Origin of the sequence: Cupriavidus sp. Agwp_2, from assembly GCF_040784895.1 — a bacterium.
Lineage (GTDB): Bacteria > Pseudomonadota > Gammaproteobacteria > Burkholderiales > Burkholderiaceae > Cupriavidus.
Window position 1 is genome coordinate 1644332 of sequence record NZ_CP088083.1, and the last position, 18508, is coordinate 1662839.

16 protein-coding genes and 1 pseudogene are annotated in these 18508 nt (G+C 68.4%); 16 read left to right on the forward strand and 1 reads right to left on the reverse strand.

The annotated features are described in order from the left end of the window. The first annotated feature begins 98 nt into the window (after positions 1-98). From LPA45_RS07645 to LPA45_RS07695, 11 genes and pseudogenes are all read left to right on the forward strand, one after another. Positions 99-1505 (forward strand): SLC13 family permease, encoded by a 1407-nt coding sequence (locus tag LPA45_RS07645; protein ID WP_116323341.1) that lies wholly within the window; start codon positions 99-101, stop codon positions 1503-1505. Between the two features lie 95 nt (positions 1506-1600). Then, a pseudogene (acs, locus tag LPA45_RS07650) lies at positions 1601-3517 on the forward strand (acetate--CoA ligase); the annotation flags it as partial. Positions 3518-3589: 72 nt separating this feature from the next. Next, a complete protein-coding gene (locus tag LPA45_RS07655) occupies positions 3590-4507 on the forward strand; it encodes a LysR substrate-binding domain-containing protein (protein WP_116322556.1) in 918 nt (305 codons plus the stop codon). Positions 4508-4641: 134 nt separating this feature from the next. Further along, on the forward strand, positions 4642-6300 hold the full coding sequence (gene mdcA / locus LPA45_RS07660) for a malonate decarboxylase subunit alpha (protein ID WP_116322557.1): 1659 nt from the start codon (positions 4642-4644) through the stop codon (positions 6298-6300). After that, positions 6300-7247 carry a triphosphoribosyl-dephospho-CoA synthase gene (locus tag LPA45_RS07665; protein WP_116322558.1) on the forward strand — a complete coding sequence of 316 codons (948 nt, stop codon included), beginning with the start codon at positions 6300-6302 and terminating at the stop codon, positions 7245-7247. Before mdcA ends, LPA45_RS07665 begins: the two co-directional genes overlap by 1 nt. After that, positions 7247-7564, forward strand: a complete 318-nt coding sequence (locus LPA45_RS07670; protein WP_029044871.1) for a malonate decarboxylase subunit delta — start codon at positions 7247-7249, stop codon at positions 7562-7564. Before LPA45_RS07665 ends, LPA45_RS07670 begins: the two co-directional genes overlap by 1 nt. Then, entirely contained in the window at positions 7561-8412 is an 852-nt protein-coding gene (locus LPA45_RS07675) for a biotin-independent malonate decarboxylase subunit beta (RefSeq protein ID WP_116322559.1), read from the forward strand. Before LPA45_RS07670 ends, LPA45_RS07675 begins: the two co-directional genes overlap by 4 nt. Continuing rightward, positions 8409-9245 (forward strand): biotin-independent malonate decarboxylase subunit gamma, encoded by an 837-nt coding sequence (gene mdcE, locus LPA45_RS07680; protein WP_116322560.1) that lies wholly within the window; start codon positions 8409-8411, stop codon positions 9243-9245. Before LPA45_RS07675 ends, mdcE begins: the two co-directional genes overlap by 4 nt. 8 nt (positions 9246-9253) lie before the next feature. Further along, positions 9254-9898 (forward strand): malonate decarboxylase holo-ACP synthase, encoded by a 645-nt coding sequence (locus tag LPA45_RS07685; RefSeq protein WP_317922474.1) that lies wholly within the window; start codon positions 9254-9256, stop codon positions 9896-9898. Beyond that, the gene (mdcH, locus tag LPA45_RS07690) at positions 9886-10806 is read left to right on the forward strand and encodes a malonate decarboxylase subunit epsilon (protein WP_317922473.1); all 921 of its coding nucleotides are present in this window, start codon (positions 9886-9888) and stop codon (positions 10804-10806) included. Before LPA45_RS07685 ends, mdcH begins: the two co-directional genes overlap by 13 nt. A gap of 206 nt (positions 10807-11012) precedes the next feature. Then, positions 11013-11645, forward strand: a complete 633-nt coding sequence (locus LPA45_RS07695; protein ID WP_116322563.1) for a hypothetical protein — start codon at positions 11013-11015, stop codon at positions 11643-11645. 76 nt (positions 11646-11721) lie between these two features. Here LPA45_RS07695 and LPA45_RS07700 read toward each other — a convergent pair whose 3' ends face one another. Further along, on the reverse strand, positions 11722-12288 hold the full coding sequence (locus LPA45_RS07700; protein ID WP_116322564.1) for a TetR/AcrR family transcriptional regulator: 567 nt from the start codon (positions 12286-12288) through the stop codon (positions 11722-11724). 90 nt (positions 12289-12378) lie between these two features. Between LPA45_RS07700 and LPA45_RS07705 the strand changes: the two genes are divergently transcribed. From LPA45_RS07705 to LPA45_RS07725, 5 genes are all read left to right on the forward strand, one after another. Then, complete coding sequence (locus LPA45_RS07705) at positions 12379-13641, forward strand: PAS domain-containing sensor histidine kinase (RefSeq protein WP_116322565.1); 1263 nt, start codon at positions 12379-12381, stop codon at positions 13639-13641. After that, positions 13565-14197 carry a response regulator transcription factor gene (locus tag LPA45_RS07710; RefSeq protein WP_116322566.1) on the forward strand — a complete coding sequence of 211 codons (633 nt, stop codon included), beginning with the start codon at positions 13565-13567 and terminating at the stop codon, positions 14195-14197. The genes LPA45_RS07705 and LPA45_RS07710 overlap by 77 nt, the downstream gene beginning before the upstream one ends. A gap of 157 nt (positions 14198-14354) precedes the next feature. After that, complete coding sequence (locus LPA45_RS07715) at positions 14355-15116, forward strand: enoyl-CoA hydratase-related protein (RefSeq protein ID WP_158577728.1); 762 nt, start codon at positions 14355-14357, stop codon at positions 15114-15116. Positions 15117-15225: 109 nt separating this feature from the next. Further along, positions 15226-17304 (forward strand): 3-hydroxyacyl-CoA dehydrogenase NAD-binding domain-containing protein, encoded by a 2079-nt coding sequence (locus LPA45_RS07720; protein WP_317922471.1) that lies wholly within the window; start codon positions 15226-15228, stop codon positions 17302-17304. A gap of 26 nt (positions 17305-17330) precedes the next feature. Further along, positions 17331-18506, forward strand: coding sequence for an acetyl-CoA C-acyltransferase (locus tag LPA45_RS07725; RefSeq protein WP_116322569.1), 1176 nt, complete (start codon positions 17331-17333; stop codon positions 18504-18506). Positions 18507-18508 lie beyond the last annotated feature (2 nt).

Genomic DNA, 18508 nt, shown 5'->3' on the forward strand with positions numbered 1-18508 from the left:
AGATCCGAATCTCCGGCCGGGCACCCGCGCTGCCGGATTCCCCTGACTTCCTTGCCAGGCGGTGTGCGCAGACGCGCGCACGCCGCCACGGAGCCGTTATGTCCCCTCACGTCATTTCCATCTCGGTGCTCGGGCTGATGTTCGTCATCGCCACGGTCCTGCCGATCAACATGGGCGCACTAGCCTTTGTCGGCGCCTTCCTGGTCGGTACGCTGGTCGCGGCCATGCCGGCCAAGGCGATCCTTGCCGGCTTTCCTGCCGACCTGTTCCTCACGCTGGTCGGCATCACCTACCTGTTCGCCGTGGCGCAGAACAACGGCACCATCGACTGGCTGGTGCGGCTCGCGGTGCGCGCCGTGGGCGGCAGGATCGCCGCCATTCCGTGGATCATGTTCATGATCGCGGCGCTGCTGACGTCGGTCGGCGCGGTCAGTCCGGCGGCGGTGGCCATCATCGCGCCGATTGCGCTGGGCTTTGCCGCGCGCTACGGCATCAATCCGCTGCTGATGGGCCTGATGGTGATCCACGGCGCGCAGGGTGGGGGCTTCTCGCCGATCAGCATCTATGGCGGCATCACCAACAAGATCGTGCAGAAGGCCGGGCTGCCGCTCAACGAGATGGCAACCGCATTCGCCAGCCTGGGCGTGAACCTGGCCGTGGCCGCCGGCCTCTTCGTTGCGCTGGGCGGGCTGCGCCTGATGCGCCAATCGGCGCCGGCGGCGCCCGCACCGCAACCGGTCGCCGGCGGCGTGCTGGCCATGGGTGCGCCGTTTGGCGCGCGCACCGTGCCGGCACAGGGGGCGCAGATCTATGGCGATGCGGAGGCCGAGGCCGGCATGGAAGAGCAGAAGACGATGGCGCGCGACCCCGCTTCGGTGCTCGGCGGCGAAGCCGAAGGCACCAGCCAGGCGCCGGCCGGCCTTTACCAGTACCTGACCGTGGCGGGCCTGGTCGCGCTGGCGGTGCTGACGCTCTATTTCAAGCTCGATATCGGCTTTGTCTCGCTGACCATCGCGCTGCTGCTCACGCTGATGGCGCCGGAGCTGCAAAAGCGCGCGCTGAGCCAGGTGTCGTGGCCCGAGATCATGCTGATCGTCGGCGTCAGCACCTTCGTCGGGGTGATGGACAAGATGGGCACCATCGACTTTGTCGGCCACAGCGTGGCCGGCCTGACGTCCCCGCTGATGGCCGCGCTGCTGCTGTGCGTGGTCGGCGCGGTGGTGTCGGCGTTCGCTTCGTCGACCGCCGTGCTGGGTTCGCTGATCCCGCTGGCCGTGCCGTTCCTGCAGCAGGGCTCGGACGTGAGCGCGATCGGCTTTATCGCCGCGATGGCCGTGTCCTCCACCATCGTCGACGTCAGCCCGTTCTCGACCAACGGCGCGCTGGTGCTCGCCAACGCGCAGGGCGTGGACCGGCAGGCCTTCTTCCGCACGCTGCTGATCTATGGCGCGCTGGTCACCGTGATCGCTCCAGTCGTGCTGTGGTTCGTCTTCGTCGTGCTCTGATTCCTGTTGCCGCTACCTGACTCCTGACCATGAAACTGCTTGAATCCGTCATGCACGCCCAGCAGGCCATCCGGCCCGCGCGGGCCCCGGCCCGGCCGGCCGCCATTCCCGACCTCGCCGCCTACCAGGCGCTGTGCGAGGAAGCCGAACGCGACTACGAAGGCTTCTGGGCGCGCCACGCCCGCGAGCTGCTGCACTGGAACAAGCCCTTCACCAAGGTGCTGGACGAGAGCAACGCGCCGTTTTACAAGTGGTTCGAGGACGGCCAGCTCAACGCGTCCTACAACTGCCTGGACCGCAACCTTGAAAACGGCAACGCCGACAAGGTCGCGATCGTGTTCGAGGCCGACGATGGCACCGTGACGCGCGTCACCTACCGCGAACTGCATGCGAAGGTGTGCCGCCTGGCCAATGGCCTGAAGACGCTCGGCATCAGGAAGGGCGACCGCGTCGTGATCTACATGCCGATGTCGGTCGAAGGCGTGGCCGCGATGCAGGCCTGCGCGCGCCTGGGTGCCACGCATTCGGTGGTGTTCGGCGGCTTCTCCGCCAAGTCGCTGCAGGAGCGGCTGGTCGACGTGGGCGCGGTGGCGCTGATCACTGCCGACGAGCAGATGCGCGGCGGCAAGGCGCTGCCGCTGAAGGCCATCGCCGACGACGCGCTGGCGCTGGGCGGCTGCGAGGCGGTCAAGAGCGTGATCGTCTACCGCCGCACCGGCGGCAACGTCGGCTGGACCGAGGGCCGCGACCGCTGGCTCGACGACGTCTGCGCCAACCAGCCCGATACCTGCGAGGCCGAGCCCGTCGGCGCCGAGCACCCGCTGTTCGTGCTCTATACCTCGGGCTCCACCGGCAAGCCCAAGGGCGTGCAGCACAGCACCGGCGGCTACCTGCTGTGGGCGCTGATGACGATGAAGTGGACCTTCGACCTCAAGCCCGACGACCTGTTCTGGTGTACCGCCGACATCGGCTGGGTCACCGGCCATACCTACATCGCCTACGGCCCGCTGGCCGCCGGCGCCACGCAGGTAGTGTTCGAAGGCGTGCCCACGTACCCGAACGCCGGCCGCTTCTGGGACATGATTGCGCGCCACAAGGTCAGCATCTTCTACACCGCGCCGACCGCGATCCGCTCGCTGATCAAGGCCGCCGAGGCCGACGAGAAAATCCATCCGAAGCAATACGACCTGTCGAGCCTGCGCCTGCTTGGCACCGTGGGCGAGCCGATCAACCCGGAAGCGTGGATGTGGTACTACAAGAACATCGGCAACGAGAACTGCCCGGTGGTCGATACCTTCTGGCAGACCGAGACCGGCGGCCACATGATCACGCCGCTGCCGGGCGCGACGCCGCTGGTGCCGGGTTCGTGCACGCTGCCGCTGCCGGGCATCATGGCCGCCATCGTCGACGAGACCGGCCATGACGTGCCTGACGGCAATGGCGGCATCCTGGTGGTCAAGCGCCCGTGGCCGTCGATGATCCGCACCATCTGGGGCGACCCGGAGCGCTTCAGGAAGAGCTATTTCCCGGAAGAACTGGGCGGCAAGCTCTACCTGGCCGGCGACGGTTCGATCCGCGACAAGGACACCGGCTACTTCACCATCATGGGCCGCATCGACGACGTGCTGAACGTGTCGGGCCACCGCATGGGCACGATGGAGATCGAGTCGGCGCTGGTGTCCAATCCGCTGGTGGCCGAGGCCGCGGTGGTCGGCCGTCCCGACGACATGACCGGCGAGGCGATCTGCGCCTTCGTCGTGCTCAAGCGCTCGCGGCCGAGCGGAGACGAGGCGGCCAAGCTTGCTGCCGAGCTGCGCAACTGGGTCGGCAAGGAAATCGGCCCGATCGCCAAGCCCAGGGACATCCGCTTCGGCGACAACCTGCCCAAGACGCGCTCGGGCAAGATCATGCGCCGGCTGCTGCGATCGCTGGCCAAGGGCGAGGAGATTACGCAGGACACCTCGACGCTGGAGAACCCTGCGATCCTCACGCAACTCGGCCAGTCCAGTTAGCGGTGCGCATTGCCCGCCACGCGGCTAAGATAGGAGCCTGCCCCCAACCTGCACCCGAGCACCCCCGACCCCATGAGAATCCGCATTGGCGAAGAGATCACCTTCCGCAAGCTCGAAGCGTTGCTGGCGTTCATGGAATCGGGCAACCTGGCCAAGGCGGCCGAGATCCTGGATACCAGCACGGTCAGCGTGCACCGTGCGCTGCACTCGCTGGAAGAGGGCACCAGCTGCGCGCTGTTCCGCCACGAGGGCCGCAACCTGATCCCGACCGACGCCGCCCATGTGCTGGCGGATACGGCAAGGGAAGTGCTCAAGGCCATGGCCGACGGCATCCGCGCCACGCGCGAGGCCGCCGGCTTTTCGGCCGACCACCTCAAGATCGGGTCGCTCTATTCGCTGACGGTCCAGACCGTGCCGAAGATCGTGATCGGCCTGAAGCTGCGGCGCCCGGAACTGCAGACCGAACTGGTGCTGGGATCGAATGCGGACCTCCTGCAGAAGCTAAAGCAAGGCTCGATCGACGCTGCGCTGATGGCGGTGCCCGACCCCGACCCGGAGATCGAGTCGATCCCGCTGTTCGAGGACGATATCTTCTTTGCGGCGCCGGCCGATTCGCCCTATGCCTCGATGCCCGCGGTGGACCTGCGCGCCTGCCGGGACGAGCCCTTCGTCACCCTGAGCGAAGGTTTCGTCACGTACAGCGGCTTTGTCGAGGCGTTCCGCATCGCCGAATTCACGCCTAATGTGGTGATGAAGGTCGGCGATATCTTTTCGCTGATGAACCTGGTGGGCGGCGGCATCGGCTACACGTTGCTGCCGGGCCGGGTGAAAGGCGTGTATTCGCGCAATGTGGCGTTCGTGCCGCTGGCCGGCGAATACGACATCAAGCAGACCATCGCCCTGAACTTCCAGCGCCGCCGCGAACGGGACCCCAACCTGCTGGCGCTGGCCGCGGTTTGTCGCATGGCGATGCGCGAGGCTGACCAGTAGGGCAGGGGGCGGTTTTTCGCCCACACCCTGGTCTCGCTTCCGGCCAGCGTAACGGTTCATTTCCTGGCGTGATTGTTTGCTGGACGCCGCCTGTTTAAGGTGTAGCCATCAGACAGACGCCAGCCGGAGACGCGATGACCAACACCAGCACGGGCCGCCAGTGGAATACCCGCAGGGAAGCCAAGGCGCGCCGCAAGCAGAACGCCGCCGCCATTGCCGACGGCAAGGTGGTGCCGACCAGCGACATCGTCGCGTTCCTGGAGGCCGTGCTGGCCTGCGGCGACCGCGTCGTGCTGGAGGGCAACAACCAGAAGCAGGCTGACTTCCTGTCGCGCTCGCTGGCGCAGGTCGATCCCGGGCGCGTGAATGCGCTCCACATGATCATTCCCAGCGTCAGCCGGGTCGAGCACCTTGACCTGTTCGAACGCGGCATCGCGCGCAAGCTGGATTTCTCGTACGCGGGGGCGCAGAGCATCCGCATCTCGCAGTTCCTGGAGGATGGGCAGCTCGAAGTGGGCGCGATCCATACCTATATCGAGCTGTATTCGCGGCTGTACGTGGACCTGGTGCCCAATGTGGTGCTGATCGCCGGCTTTAAGGCGGATCGCCAGGGCAACCTCTACACCGGCCCGAGCACTGAAGATACGCCGGCGCTGGTCGAGGCCGCGGCATTCCGCGACGGGCTGGTGATCGCGCAGGTCAACGAGATCGTCGACGATCCCGCGGGCCTGCCGCGCGTCGACGTGCCGGGTTCCTGGATCGACTACGTGGTGCAGGCAGACAAGCCATTCTTCTGCGAACCGCTGTTCACGCGCGACCCGCGGCTGATCAAGCCGGTCCACGTGCTGATGGCGATGATGGCGATCCGTGGCATCTACGAGCGCCACCAGGTGCAGTCGCTCAACCATGGCATCGGCTTCAATACCGCGGCGATCGAGCTGATCCTGCCGACCTACGGCGAGTCGCTCGGGCTGAAAGGCAAGATCTGCAAGTACTGGACGCTCAACCCGCACCCGACGCTGATCCCCGCGATCGAAACCGGCTGGGTCGAGAGCGTGCACAGCTTCGGCAGCGAACTGGGCATGGAAAGCTACGTCGCCGCGCGGCCGGACGTCTTCTTTACCGGTGCGGACGGCTCGATGCGCTCGAACCGGGCCTTCTGCCAGCTCGCCGGCCAATATGCGGTGGACCTGTTTATCGGCTCGACGCTGCAGATCGACGGCGACGGCCATTCGTCCACGGTGACGCGCGGGCGCCTGTCCGGCTTTGGCGGCGCGCCCAACATGGGGCACCAGCCAGGCGGGCGCCGGCACCCGACGCCGGCCTGGCTCGACCTGATCGAGACCGACGATCCGCTCGCGCGCGGCCGCAAGCTGGTGGTGCAGATGGTCGAGACCTTCCAGGCGGGCGGCAAGCCGACCTTCGTTGAATCGATGGATGCGGTCGAGGTGGCGCGCGAAAGCGGCATGCCGCTGGCTCCGGTGATGATCTACGGCGACGATGTCACGCACGTGCTGACGGAAGAGGGCATCGCCTACCTGTACAAGGCGCAATCGCTGGAAGAGCGGCGGCGGATGATTGCCGCCGTGGCCGGCGTCACGCCCATCGGCATGAAGCACGATCCCGCCACCACGCGCCGCATGCGCAGCGACGGCCTGATCGCATTGCCGGAAGACCTGGGCGTGCAGCGCAGCCAGGCCACGCGCAGCCTGCTGGCGGCCAAGAGCATGGCCGACCTGGTGGACTGGTCCGGCGGGCTGTATGAGCCTCCGGCACGCTTCCGGAGCTGGTGATGGCAGGCGCCGCAGCAAGGATCCTGCACGCCCGGCCAGCGGCCTCCGCCCATGCCGAGGCGCTGGCGGGACTGGCCGTCAGCGCCATCGCCGAAGAGGCGCGGCTCTCGCCCAAGCCCGGCCTGGTCGACAGCCGCGGCAGCGGGGCGCATGCCGACCTGACCTTGCCGTTGATGCTGCGCTCGGCGCACGCGCTGGGGCCGTCGTTCGCGGCCATGGCCGATGCCGGCCTGCAGGCGCCGCGCCTCGGCTATGGCCTGCGCGAACAACTGGGCGCGCTCGGGCGCGAGGCCGAGGCCGTGATGCTGGCCGCCACCGGTGGCGTCAACACGCACCGCGGCGCGATCTGGTGCATCGGCCTGCTGGTAGGAGCCGCCGCGAACGCCAGCGCGGCGGGGCTGGCCGCCAGTGCCGGAGCGATCAGCGCCAGGGCCGGCGCCATTGCCTCGCTGGCAGACCGGCACCGGCCGGTTCTTACCGGCAACAAGGGCGAACTCGCCTGCCTGGCCTACGGCGTTGGTGGCGCGCGCGCGCAGGCGCGCGCGGGCTTCCCGCACGTGACGCGGCTGGCGCTGCCGGCGCTGCAGCGCAGCCGCGCGCGCGGCGATACCGAATCGACGGCACGGCTGAACGCGCTGCTCGCGCTGATGAGCGAGCTGGACGATACCTGCGTGCTGGCCAGGTCGGGACGGCCCGGGCTGGACTACATGCAGGCGGGCGCCAGGGCGGTGCTGTTGGCAGGCGGCGCGGGCACGGTGGCCGGGCGGCGCCAGCTGCGCAGCCTCGATGCGGGCATGCTGGCCCGGCGGGCCTCGCCGGGCGGCGCGGCGGACCTGCTGGCTGCGACGATCTTCCTCGACGGGCTGTCACGAGACGGGACTGCCGATGTGACGGCCGCGAGAACGGCCGCTAGAACTGCCGCGAATAACGACTTCAGGGGGCTTTGATGGAACAACTGCGATTTGAATTCCCGGCGGGACAGCCGGCCACCGGGCGCGTACTGGTAGGCGTGGTGGGATCGGGCGACCTGGAGGTGGTGGTCGAACCCGGCCAGGGCGGCAAGACCACGGTGGAGGTCACCACCTCGGTCAATGGCTACGGCCGCGTCTGGGATGCGCAGCTCTCGCGTGTCTTTGCCGCCGAGCCGCGCGCCTCGATGCAGATCCGCATCCACGATTTCGGCGCGACGCCGGGCGTGGTCGGCATGCGCCTGGCGGAAGCCTTTGAAGCGCTGGGCGACCCGCAACAAGGAGACGGTGCATGAACACGGCAGAACTGCTGGCGCGCAACAGCTTTATCGAACTGGGCGCACGCGAGCGCGCGCGTGCATTGCTGGACCCGGGCACCTTCCGCGAACTGGCGGGCCCGTTCGATGGCCTGCAGTCGCCATGGCTGCCGCCGCAGGGCGTGGTGCCACAGAGCGATGACGGCGTGGTGGTGGCCAAGGGCCGCATCGACCAGATGCCGGTGGTGGTGCTGGCCATCGAAGGCGCCTTCCAGGGCGGCAGCATGGGCGAGGTCGGCGGCGCCAAGATCGCGGGGGCGCTGGAACTCGCCGCAGAAGACAACCGCCGTGGCGAACCGACGCGCGCGGTGCTGCTGCTGGAGACCGGCGGCGTGCGCCTGCAGGAGGCCAACCTTGGTTTGGCCGCGATTGCCGAGATCCATGCCGCGATCGTTGATCTGCGCCGGTACCAGCCGGTGGTCGGCGTGATCGCGGGACAGGTGGGCTGCTTTGGCGGCATGTCGATCGCAGCCGGCCTGTGCAGCGCGCTGGTGATGACGCAGGAAGGCCGCCTGGGGCTGAATGGCCCGGCCGTGATCGAGCAAGAGGCGGGCATCGCCGAGTACGACTCGCGCGACCGGCCCTTTATCTGGAGCTTTACCGGCGGTACGCAGCGCGTCGCCACCGGTTTCGCCGATGCGTATGTCGACGATGACAGCGACGCGATGCGCGCGCAGGTCGCCGCGCTGTTGCGCGAGCCGGGCGCCGCCAGCCATCGCAGCGAGCAGTACACGCAATACCTGGCCGCGCTGCAGGCGTACGACGCCAGTGCCCAACCCACGCCCGCGCAGGTGCAGGCGCTGTTTCAACGGGGGACCGACGCATGAACGCACCACTTCATCCCGCTGCCGCGCGCGAAGCCAGCCGCGGCGAACGCTGGCTGCAGGCGCTGGCGCCAACGGCGTCGCGCCAGCCGGGCTACCCGGACTCCGTGCAGGTGGCCGACGGCGAACTGGCCGGCACCGCGGTGCGCTGGATCGCGCTCGTGCCCGATGCCGGCAGCCGCTTCCCGCGCGCGCGCAATGGCGAGGCCGGGCTGCTGGAGGGCTGGTCGCTGGCGCGCGCGGTGCGCGAAGCGATCGAGGCGGATCGTGCCGCGCCGGCCAGGCGCGCCATCGTGGCGATTGTCGATACACCAAGCCAGGCGTACGGCCGGCGTGAAGAGGCCCTTGGCATCCACCAGTCGCTGGCGGGGGCGGTGGCCGCCTATGCCGAGGCACGCCTCGCCGGACACCCGGTGGTCGCGCTGATCGTCGGGCGCGCCATGTCGGGCGCCTTCCTCGCGCACGGCTACCAGGCCAATCGCATCATCGCGCTCAATGACCGTGGCGTGCTGGTGCATGCGATGGGCAAGGAAGCCGCCGCCCGCATCACCATGCGCACGGTCGAGGACCTGGAAGCGCTGGCGTCGACGGTGCCGCCGATGGCCTACGACATCGAGAACTTCGCCACGCTGGGCATCCTGTGGCGGCTGATCGATGTCGAGTCGGCCAGCGCACCGGAGGCGGCCGACGCGCACCTGGCCCGCGACACCATCCTGTCCGCGCTGGCCGACATCCGCCGCGACCCGACGCAGGGCCTGCAAGGCCGTCTCGGCGGGGCCAACCGGCAAGCGTCGGCCGCGGTCCGCGCGTGCCTGTCGCGGCAATGGCAAGCCTGAGCCCCCTTATGCCTGCCACGCCCGCGCCGCACGACCTGGTCTGGCTGGACGACCCGGCCAGTGCCCTGGAGCGCGATGCGCTGCCGGCGTGGGTCTCGCTGCCGGCACTGCACGACACCCCGCTAGTCGTGCGGCGCGACGGCCGCCGGCCGGGTGAGATCCCGGTCGGCCTGCGCGGCAGCACGCGCGCCGAGCGCTTCGGCACCTGGATCGCGCCATCGGCGATCCGCAAGCTCGTCACGCCGATGGACCTCGCCGCCCAACGCGCCTGGCGCCTGCGCCCGGCGCTGGCGGCCTTGGCCCCCATCCGCGCGCTGGAGGCCATCGCCGACCCGCTCGATGCCGCCGGCATCCGCTGGGGCGTGACCGGCAGCGCCGGCTTCTCGCTCGCCTGCGCGCACAACGTGCTGCATGCCGACAGCGACCTCGACCTGGTCGTGCAGGCAGAGCAGCCGCTGCCGCCCGGCCATCTCCAACTGCTTGCCGAATTGCTGCGCGCCGCACCGGCCCGCGTCGACATCCAGGTCGCGACCCCGCACGGCGGGTTCGCGCTGCTGGAACGCCTGCGCGGCGGCGGCAGGGTGCTGCTGAAGACCGGCCAAGGCCCGCGCCTGTGCGACGATCCCTGGCAACCGGCGCCATGCAAGTCCTGATCACCTTTCCCGGCCAGGGGACGCAACGCCCCGGCATGCTGAAGGACCTGCCGTCGGACCCGGCAGTAACGGCGGTGCTGGCCGAGGCCGAGGAGATCCTGCAGGTGCCGGTGGCAGGGATGGATACGCCCGAGCGCCTGCAATCCACGGTTTGGACGCAGCTGTGCCTGCTGACGTCAGGCGTGGCGATGGCACGGTGCCTGGCCGCGCACGACGCCCGCGCCGACGCCGTGGCCGGGCTGTCCATCGGCGCGTATGCCGCCGCGGTGACTGCTGGTGTGCTTGCCTTTGCCGATGCCCTGCGCCTGGTGCGCCTGCGCGGGGAGCTGATGGCGCAGGCCTATCCCGGCGGCTACGGCATGACCGCCATCCTGGGGCTCGACCAGAACCGGCTCGCACCGCTGGTGGCACAGGTCTGCTCGCCGCAACGGCCGGTGTACCTGGCAAACTTCAACGCCCCCACGCAGATCGTGATCGCCGGCAGCGAGGCTGCGATGGCCGAGGTGTCAGCGCTGGCATTGGCCGCCGGCGCGCAGGCGGCAAAACCGGTCGCCATCCATGTGCCATCGCATTGCCCGCTGCTCGATGCCGCGTCGCTTGCACTGCAAGAGGCCATGCAGGCCGTGGTGCTGTCCGCACCTTCGCTGCGCTATTTCAGCGCCAGCAAGGCGCGCGAACTGCGCGACCCACGCAAGATCGCCGACGACCTGGCGCTGAACATGGCCACGCCGGTGCGCTGGCACGACACCATGGTGCTGGCCCATGCCAACGGCGCAAGGCTGGTGGTGGAAGCACCGCCGGGCGATGTGCTGACGCGCCTGGCGCAGCCCGTCTTCGCCGACGGCATGCCGTTGGCGTGCGACAGGACGCGGCTGGACTCGATCGTGGCGATGATGCGGCGCCGGTAGGGTGCCGGTAGGGCGCCGCCGCAGCAAGCCGGCCAGCTTCGCCGCGGATGGACGGCACAAGGCACGAACCGCAGCGGCATCGCGATCACTGACAGGGCGTGTCAGATTTTTCTCTATTTGCTTCGACATCGCTTCCCGGCATATCCCATCGCTATAGTCGGTCCTGCTGCGCCTTCGCGGCGTCACTGACAAGGCAGGAGGAAGAGATGGTTGTCACGCCGACCGCTTCGCGCGCGGAAGCTTCACGGAAAGCACAGCAGGAACAGGCGCCACGCGAGACCATCGGCCGCGGTATTGCCGAGTTGTTGCTGGGCGTCGTGCTGGACACAACATGCGGTGTCGCCAGCCCGGTCATGCTGACCGTGCATACCGGCGGGCCATTGCGAGATGGCCCATTCGGCCTCGATGCGCGCCTGTCGCATGCGCAGGGCCACCAGCAACGATGGTTGGCAGAGCTCACGCAAGCGGGGCTTCCCGTGAGCCGCGCGCACGTTGTCGTGGCAGCCGAACTGCCTTCCTCCAGTTATGTGCCCTGGCATGGCGCGACCCGGCCCGCAGCGTACCGCCATGACGACGGCATTGCGCATTGCCTGCGAGTGGCACGGCTGCTCGATACGGCGATCCGGTTGCGTGCTGACGCAAACGCGCAGTTTCCGCTGTGGTTCACCGTCCGTTATTTCGGCGACGCCGCGCAGTTCGCACGCTTGCGGGAACCGTTGACGGTGTCGGCGATGGGCGAGCAGCTTCTTGGCACGCTCCAGCAATACGAAGTGAAAGTGTGCCAGGGGAGCGAACGGGTCGCGACGCTGACCGCCGTCTGTCAACACAACCATGCCTAGACGAGAGAGCCGCTCGGCGCGTCCCGCCGTCGTCGCCGCAGTGATCGGGCTGGCTCGCCGTGGCGGGCTCCACAGCTCATTCCCGTTCGCGCAATGCCAGCAACTCGCGCCTGGCCGCGGCCAGCACCGCATCGGACCGCTTGCCATCGGCAAGCACCCGTGACACCACCAGCGCGCCGATCATCGCGCTGACGGCGAACATGGCCTTGTCGGGATCGTCACCGCCCAGTGTCTCGTCCATCCGCGCGATAAACCGTTCGATATGGGCCGACATGGCTTCGCGCGCGGGCTCGTCGGCACGCGCCACGTCGCCCGCCAGCGCGGCGATCGCGCAACCGGTGGTGCGCGCCTCCCGATGCGTGCGGCTCAGGTAGCCGCGCACCGTGGCGCCATAGTCAGGCGTCCCTTTGCCGCTCTTGGCCTCGAATGCGGCCTTGCCGTCATCCAGCGCGCGTTCCAGCGCGTGCACCAGCAATTCCGAGCGCGAGGCGAAGTGACCATAGAAGCCGCCATGGGTCAGGTTGGCGCTGCGCATCAGCTTGCCGACGCTGACGGATTCCAGCCCGCCATCCCGGATCTGTTCCGCTGCCTGCTCCAGAATGCGCTCCCTGCTGCGCGCCTTGTCCGCCTGAGAGTGGCCCATCTGTCATTCCCATCATGTCACCTTGACATTCTGCATTGTGATCGTCATTCTCCTGAATGACAACCATCATGCAGATTGCGGACCGCTGCCATGGCCGAAACGGACGAACTCGACGTTGACCTGGATGATTACGAGGTGCCCTTCAAGGGCATCGTCGAACAATCCATCGCCGGCATCTACATCCTGCAGGATGGCCGTTTCCGCTACGTCAACGAGACTTTCGCGCGCATGTGCGGGCTAAGGCGCGAGCAACTGCTCGGCGCCCGCCTGCGCGACGTGGCCCACCCATCGCAACGCGCCGAGCTGATGGACCAGTACGCGCGCAGGATCAAGGGCGCCGCGCCCGCCGACCTGTTCGTCATTCGCCGGACATCGTCCCACAACCCGGGTTGCTTCGAGATCCATGGCACGCGCGTGATCATTCACGGGCGCCCGGCGATCGTTGGCGTCGGCATCGACATTACCGAGCGCGAGCGGCAGCGTGACCGGCTGGTCGAGGCCAGCGAGCGCCTGCAGGAACTGGTGGCAAGCGCCAACAGCGTGCGCGAGAACGAGCGCAACCGCGTGGCGCGCGAGCTGCACGACGTCATCGGCGGCATGCTGACGGCGATCAAGTTCGACCTGTCGCGGCTGTCGCGCGGCATCGAGGCGCTGGACCGCGCCCGCGCGCCGCGCGCCAGGCGCAGCCAGACGGAGGCGCCGGCCCTTGCGTCCCTGGCGCTGACCGCGGCCCAGACCCTGCAGCTCACGCAGGAGACCATCGAGGCCGTGCGCACCATTTCCGAAGGGCTGCGGCCGGGCGCCCTCGATCACCTGGGCTTGTGCGACACGTTGTGCCTGGACCTCGGCCGTTTCGAGAGACGCTACGGCATTGCCACCCGCATGCGCACTGCCGGCGACGCGCGCGCCATGGACCGCTGCCGGGAAATGGGCATCTACCGGATCTTCCAGGAAGCGCTGACCAACGTCGCGCGTCATTCGATGGCCACGGAAGTCATGGTCAGCCTCGACTGGGCAGAGGACCGGCTGGACGTGGAAATCTCGGACAACGGCCTCGGATTTGATTTCGGCTCTGCTACGGCCGAAGGGCACCTGGGCTTGCTCGGCATGCAGGAACGGGCGCGCGAACTCGACGGCATGCTGGCCCTGGACACCGGACCGCGCTCCGGCGCGCGCGTGCGCCTGAGCGTGCCGGTCCCATCCTGCACCCGTCGGCAAGCCAATGCACAAGCGACCGGATGCACCAGCACCGGCGCGGATGAAGACGGAGAGAGACATGATTCGCCTGCTGCTGATCGACGATCACACCATATTCCGCCAGGGGCTAAAGCGCCTGCTGGCCGAGCACGATGAATTCGACGTCGTAGCCGAAGCCGGCGACGCCTCCGAGGCGCTGGGCCGCCTGCGCGAGCAGCCGTTCGACGTGGCGCTGCTCGACGTCAACCTGCCGGGCCGCAGCGGCCTGGAGATGCTGCCTTCGCTGCGCGCCGAGCGGCCCGCGATGCCGGTGGTCGTGCTGAGCATGTACCCGGCCGAGCAGTATGCGCTGCGGGCCTTCCAGGCGGGCGCATCCGGCTATGTCACCAAGGACATGGACGCGATGGAGCTGGTCGATTCCATCCGCAACGTGGCGAAGGGCAAGCGCTATATGACGCCCGCGGTGGCCAACTGCCTGCTGGATGGCTTCGACCGTGTCGCCGACAGTGCGCCGCACCGGCAACTGTCGTCGCGGGAGTACGAGATCATGCTGCTGATCGTGCGCGGCATCCGCCTGACCGAGATCGGCCGCCAGATGTTCCTCAGCGTGAAGACCGTGAGCACCTATCGCTCGCGCATCCTGAAGAAGCTCGGTGTCGCCAGCAACGCCGAACTCGCACGCTATGCCGTCGAGCATCGCCTGATCGACTGAAGTCCGGACCGCTACCTGCGCCGGCGGCAGCTTCAGAAAACGCTGACACGGCGCAGAGTGAGTTCCGACAGCGAGATTCGCGCCCGGCATCCAAACTCTCCTCAACGACACGACTCCACCGGAGTCGGAACCGAAGGAGAGAAAGATGACCACGGACGTGCTGCTGCACCTGGACGACGGCGTGCTGGTCGTGACGATCAACCGGCCGGCAAAGAAGAACGCGATCACCGCGCAGATGTATCAGGCGCTCGCCGACGCCGTCGTGGCAGCCGATCGCCGCGACGACGTCCGCGCCGTGCTGCTGCAGGGCGAGGGCGGCAACTTCAGCAGCGGCAATGACATCGGGCTGTTCGTGAATGGGCAGGCCGCCGAACACAAGACGTCGCCCGCCGCGCCGTTCCTGCGCGCAGTCATCGCGCTGCGCAAGCCGATGGTGGCCTGCGTGTGCGGACATGCGGTAGGCATTGGCGCCACCGTCCTGCTGCATTGCGACTATGTCGTCGCCTCCGACGACGCGCGCATCCGCTTCCCGTTTGTCGATCTCGGCCTGTGCCCCGAATTTGCATCCACGCTGCTGCTGCAGCATGTGGTCGGCCGCAACAAGGCGGCTGAATGGCTGCTGCTCGGCGCCACCATTCCCGCCGCCGAGGCGCATCGGGCGGGGTTGGTCAATCGCGTCATGCCCCAGCACGCCGTCAGCGATGAGGCTTTGTCGGTCGCGAAGTGCCTTGCCGCCAAGCCGCGCCAGGCCCTGATGGCAACGCGCGGACTGGTGCGCGACGCCACCCGTGCGCTGGTCGAGAGCAGTCTCGAGCGCGAGACCGTCGTCTTCGACACCCTGCGCCAGTCACCGGAGGCACAGGAGATCTTCAGCCGCTTCCTGCAGCGCACGCAGGCCCCGGCGCCGGTCGGCGCCTGAGCGGCGGCCGCACTCAGCGCAGTTCCCCCAACCTGAGCCGGGCAGAAATCCCCCGATACGCAAAAGACGCAATAGACGCGAAAGACGCGAAAGACGCAAAGGACCTCCCATGAGCACCGAGTACACAGTCATCGACGACATCGCGGTCATCACGATCGCCAATCCGCCGGTCAACGGCCTGGGCCATGCCGTGCGCGTCGGCATTGTCGACGGCATCGACCGCGCCGCGGCCGATGCAAGCGTCAAGGCCATTGTGCTGAGCGGCGCCGGCAAGGCCTTTTCCGGCGGCTCCGACATGCGCGAATTCAATTCGCCGAAGACCGGCCGCGAGCCGGGCCTCAACACCGTGCTCGCGGCCATCGAAGACAGCGCCAAGCCGGTGGTTGCCGCCGTGCACTCGGTGGCAATGGGCGGTGGCCTGGAACTGGCGCTGGCGTGCCATTACCGCGTGGCCGTGCCCAGGGCGCGCATCGCCTTGTCCGAAGTAACGATGGGACTGCTGCCCGGTGCCGGCGGCACCCAGCGGCTGCCGCGCCTGATCGGCCTGGAGGCGGCCACCAACATGATCGTCCACGGCACTTCGATCCCGTCCGAGGCGCTGGCCGGGTCCGGGCTGTTCGACCGGCTGGTGGACGGCGACATCCTGCCCGCCGCGCTCGCCTTTGCGCGCGAGGTCTCCGCGCGTCCCGGGCCGCATCCGCGCGTGCGCGACCTGTCGGTCAGCCATCCGAATCCCGAGGGCTACCTGGCGGTGGCGCGTCCCGCCATTGCCGCGCGCTACCAGAACCTGCCAGCGCCGCGGCGTTGCCTGGACGCCATCGAGGCCAGCTTCAAGCTGCCTTTCGATGAGGGCCTGGCGCTCGAACGCCGCTTCTTCCTCGAACTGATGAACGGTCCTGTGTCGAAGTCGCTGCGCCATGCGTTCTTTGCGGAAAGGGCGGCGGCCAAGCTGGCGGACGTGCCCGAATCGGTGGCGGAACGGACCATCGACAAGGTGGCCGTCGTTGGCGCGGGGCTGATGGGCAGCGGCATCGCAATGAATTTCCTCAGCGCCGGCATGCACGTGGTGCTGCTGGACGTCTCGGAAGCCGCGGTGCAGAAGGGGGTTGCCGCCATCCGGCGCAACTACGAGGCCAGCGTGAAGAAGGGCAAATTGTCCGTCGAAGGCGTCGAGACGCGGATGGCGCTGCTGCAGCCGACCGTGGAACTCGGCCGCGTTGCCGATTGCGACCTCGTGATCGAGGCGGTCTATGAAGACATGGACGTCAAGCTGCGCACCTTCCGGGCGCTCGACGAGGTGGCGCGCCCCGGTGCGATCCTGGCCACCAATACCTCGACGCTCGACGTCGACCGCATCGCCGCAGAGACCGGGCGCCCGCAGGATGTGGTGGGCCTGCATTTCTTCAGTCCCGCCAACGTGATGCGCCTGCTGGAAGTGGTGCGAGGCGCGCAGACCGCGCCCGACGTGCTGCAAACCGCGATGCGGCTGGCGCGCCGGATCGGCAAGGTGGCGGTGGTGTCCGGCGTCTGCGACGGCTTTATCGGCAACCGCATGCTGGCCAGATACACCCGGCGCGCCGGCGAACTGCTGGAGCAGGGCGCCCTGCCGGAACAGGTCGACCGCGCCATCGAGGCCTTCGGCTTCGCGATGGGGCCGTTCCGCATGGCCGACCTGGCCGGCAATGATATCGGCTGGGCCATCCGCAAGCGCCGCTATGCCGAGGATCCGGCCTTGCCCCGCTTCGAACTGGGCGACCGCCTGTGCGAAGCCGGCCACTTCGGCCAGAAGACCGGCGCAGGCTGGTACGACTACGCGGCCGGCCAACGCAAGGCGTTGCCGTCGGCACGCACGCGCGCCATGCTGGAAGGGTACTGGCAGCAGCACGGCGTGACGCCCCGGCGCTTCCGCGACGAGGAGATCGTCGAGCGGCTGGTCTACGCGCTGGTGAACGAAGGCGCCGCCATCCTGCAGGAAGGCATAGCCGCCCGCGCCTCCGATATCGATGCGGTCTACCTGCACGGGTATGGCTTCCCGAGCTGGCGGGGCGGACCCATGTTCTACGCCGATACGGTTGGCGTGACCAACGTCCGGCGCACGCTGCGCGCGCTGTCCGCCGAGGATCCCGGCTGGATCCCGGTAGCGCTCATCGAACAGCTTGCCGACGAAGGCAACGCCTTCAACGCCTGAATTCCCCAACCCAACGGAAAACCATCATGAATGAGGCCGTCATCGTATCGACCGCCCGTACCGGCCTGGCCAGGAGCTGGAAGGGCGCCTTCAACATGACCCATGGCGCCACGCTCGGCGCGCATGCGGTGCAGCATGCCGTGGCTCGCTCGGGTCTCGACCCGGCCGAGATCGAGGACTGCATCATCGGCGGGACCTTTGGCGAAGGCACCACGGGCGGCAATATCGCCCGAGCCATCGCGCTGCGCGCTGGCCTGCCGGTCACCACGGGCGGCGTCAGCGTCAACCGCTTCTGTTCGTCCGGCCTGCAGACCATTGCCATGGCGGCGCAGCGCGTGATGCTGGAGGGCGCGCCGGCCATTGTCGCCGGTGGCGTCGAGTCGATCTCGTGCGTCCAGAACCAGGCGAACACGCACATGCGGCGCGATCCGTGGCTGGCCGAGCACAAGCCGGAGCTGTACTGGAACATGCTGCAGACCGCCGAGCAGGTTGCCAGGCGCTATGGCATCGGCAAGGACGTTCAGGATGCCTATGGCGTGCGCAGCCAGCAGCGCGCCGCCGCGGCACAGGCCGCCGGCAAGTTCGACGACGAAATCGTACCGATGACCACCACCATGGGCGTGGTAGAGGCTGACGGTCGCGTCATCACCCGTGAAGTCACGATCTCGCACGACGAAGGCATCCGCGCCGACACCACGCTGGAGGCGGTCTCGCGCATTCGTCCCGCGCTGCCGGGCGGCGTGGTCACCGCCGGCAACGCGAGCCAGTTCTCCGATGGCTCGTCGGCCTGCGTGGTGATGAGCGCGAAGCTCGCGGAGCAGCGGGGCATCGAGCCGATGGGGCTGTTCCGCGGCTTCGCCATTGCCGGCTGCGAGCCGGACGAAATGGGCATCGGTCCGGTCTTTGCCGTGCCGCGCCTGCTGGAGCGCGCCGGCGTCCGGCTGGAAGACATTGGCCTGTGGGAGCTGAACGAGGCGTTCGCCTGCCAGGTGCTCTATTGCCGCGACCGGCTCGGCATTCCCGACGACCGGCTCAACGTCAACGGCGGCGCGATCGCGGTCGGCCATCCCTACGGCGTCAGCGGCTCGCGGCTCACCGGCCATGCGCTGATCGAAGGCAAGCGCCGCGGCGCGAAGTATGTCGTGGTGACCATGTGCATCGGCGGCGGCCAGGGCGCCGCCGGCCTGTTTGAAGTGCTTTGACA